The organism is Caulobacter sp. HMWF025 (genome assembly GCF_003060965.1).
In the GTDB taxonomy this organism is placed as follows: Bacteria; Pseudomonadota; Alphaproteobacteria; order Caulobacterales; family Caulobacteraceae; genus Caulobacter.
Genome location: NZ_QAII01000137.1, coordinates 1 through 1,798 on the forward strand (window position 1 = coordinate 1; position 1,798 = coordinate 1,798).

The 1,798-nt window shown below is 70.0% G+C and carries 3 protein-coding genes; 1 reads left to right on the forward strand and 2 read right to left on the reverse strand.

Annotated elements, in window-relative coordinates; genetic code table 11:
• Positions 1–271 (reverse strand): LysE family transporter (locus tag DBR10_RS14585; protein WP_158273163.1); only part of this gene is annotated, 271 nt, incomplete at its 3' end.
• 53 nt (positions 272–324) lie between these two features.
• Here DBR10_RS14585 and DBR10_RS14590 point away from each other — a divergent pair.
• On the forward strand, positions 325–1,407 hold the full coding sequence (locus DBR10_RS14590; protein WP_108505684.1) for an acyltransferase family protein: 1,083 nt from the start codon (positions 325–327) through the stop codon (positions 1,405–1,407).
• Here the strand turns inward: DBR10_RS14590 and hisI are convergent.
• Positions 1,365–1,763 carry a phosphoribosyl-AMP cyclohydrolase gene (gene hisI, locus DBR10_RS14595; RefSeq protein WP_108505683.1) on the reverse strand — a complete coding sequence of 133 codons (399 nt, stop codon included), beginning with the start codon at positions 1,761–1,763 and terminating at the stop codon, positions 1,365–1,367. The two genes, DBR10_RS14590 and hisI, sit on opposite strands and share 43 nt — an antisense overlap.
• Positions 1,764–1,798: the final 35 nt, after the last annotated feature.

Genomic DNA, 1,798 nt, shown 5'->3' on the forward strand with positions numbered 1-1,798 from the left:
GGCCGATCCCCAGCCAGAGCAGATAGGCCGCGCCGGCCCCTTGCAGCACCCCATAGGCCAGGGTCGAGGCGGTCAGCAGGGCTCCGGCCCCGCAGGCAGCGGCCAGCCCCCAGATCATGCAGCCGGCCCCGATCCCCACCGCTGCCGCGAAAGCCCGGCGCGGCCCGCCCGTCGCCGCCGTCCGCAGGACGAGGGCCGTATCGAGGCCCGGCGTGAGGGTCAGCAGGCCGGCGGCCAGGCCGAAGGCCAGCAAGGCTTGGGTCGCGGTCAAGGGGCGGCTCCTGGATAGGCGGTTTGTCAATCAATGCATGGTCCTGTCGCCTCATGACCACAAGCCGCGACCGACTGTCCGGACTGGACGCCCTTCGCGGTGCTGCTGCCTTGAGCGTCCTGCTGTTTCATGCCCGGGGACTGGTGCTACCGCGCGGCCTGCTGACCCACGGCTATCTGGCGGTGGACCTGTTCTTCATCCTGAGCGGCCTCGTCCTGGCCCGGGCCCATGACGCGGTCCTCCAGGCCGGTGGCGGGATGCAGTTTCTGAAGCGCCGCCTGATCCGGCTCTATCCGGTCGTCCTGCTGGGCCTTGTCCTCGGTGGCGTAATCCATCTCGCCGCCGGCGTGGACCTGCCGACCGTGGGCCTTCTGCTGGCCCTGGGAGCCCTGTTCATTCCCTTCCCGGTGACGCTGGACGTCTTTCCGCTGAACGGTCCGCAGTGGTCGCTGCTGTGGGAACTGGTCGCCAACGGGATCTATGCCCTGATCGCGCCCTGGCTGACCCTGCCGCGCCTGGCCCTGTTGACCCTGGCGGGAGCCGTGGGCCATGGCCTGCTGACCCTGAGGTTCGGCACCGGCTCCATCGGATCCTTCGGCCAGGACTGGTTCGGCGGCGGGCCGCGCGTGGTGTTCGGCTTCTTCGCCGGCGTTCTGCTGTGGCGGCTGACGGCCGGCGGTCGCCTGAACCGGCTACCGGCCGGTGTTCCGATCGGCTGGCTCATCGGTGGCGTCTTGCTGACACTTACCCTGCCGGTGCCGGAGTCCGCCCGTGCAACCTATGATCTGGCTATCGTGCTGCTGGTCTTTCCCCCGCTCGTGGCCCTGGCGGCCAGGGCCCGCCCTGCCGCAGCGGGCTGGCGCGCGGTCCTCGACCGGCTGGCGGGGCTGTCCTACGCCCTCTATGCGCTGCACATGCCGCTGCTGTGGGGAGCCCGCTTTCTGGTCAGCCGCGTTTGGCCAGAGGGCCTGTCCGGCCCGGCGGTCGGCGCGGCGGCCATGGGCCTGGCCCTGCTTCTGGCTCATCTGGTTCACCGCCATTTCGAACCCTGGGCCGCAAAGCAGCTCAGGCCCTTGGCGGCCTGCCGGCCGGGTCAGTCGCGCTCGACCAGCCGGCCGTCTTCCCAGACGCGGTAGAAGCACGAGCGGAAGCCGACATGGCAGGCCCCGCCGTCGCCCTGGGGGCGGACCTTCAGCAGGACGGCGTCCTGGTCGCAATCGACCCGCAGCTCAGACACGATCTGCAGCTGGCCGCTGGTCTCGCCCTTCTTCCAGAGGGCGTTGCGCGAGCGGCTGAAATAGTGGGCGACACCGGTCTCGAGCGTCAGGGCCAGCGCCGTGTCGTTCATCCAGGCCAGCATCAGGATCTCGCCCGTATCAGCATGCTGGGCGATGGCGACCACCAGGCCGTCAGCATTGAAACGCGGAGCCAGAAGCTCGCCCCGCTCCAGGGCGTGGGTGTCGGGGGCGGTCGGGAATGGGGTCATGCTCATGGACTGGCATATGGCGCCGCGGGGGTCATTTGGGC